The organism is Vibrio sp. T11.5 (genome assembly GCF_027587155.1).
In the GTDB taxonomy this organism is placed as follows: domain Bacteria; phylum Pseudomonadota; class Gammaproteobacteria; order Enterobacterales; family Vibrionaceae; genus Vibrio; species Vibrio neptunius.
In genome coordinates, this window is sequence record NZ_JAPPTP010000083.1 from 1 (window position 1) to 400 (window position 400).

General features: G+C 51.0%; 1 pseudogene. It reads left to right on the plus strand.

The window, feature by feature from the left end:
* Window positions 1–400, plus strand: a pseudogene (locus OH455_RS23300) (FimV/HubP family polar landmark protein); the annotation flags it as partial.

Below are 400 nucleotides of genomic sequence, written 5' to 3' on the forward strand. Positions count from 1 at the left end.
AACAAGAGCCAGAGCTTGAAGCGCCTGTCGCTGAGTCTGAAGAATCTCTAGCGCTCGATGATGTAGAGCTTCCAGAATACAGCGAAGACGATGCACTTGCGGATGTTGCACAAGAGCCAGAACTTGAAGCGCCTGTCGCTGAGTCTGAAGAATCTCTAGCGCTGGATGATGTAGATCTTCCAGAATACAGCGAAGACGATGCACTGGCGGATGTTGCACAAGAGCCAGAGCTTGAAGCGCCTGTCGCTGAGTCTGAAGAATCATTGGAACTGGATGACTTAGAACTTCCAGAATACAGCGAAGACGATGCACTGGCGGATGTTGCACAAGAGCCAGAGCTTGAAGCGCCTGTCGTCGCTGAGTCTGAAGAATCTCTAGCGTTGGATGATGTAGAGCTTCC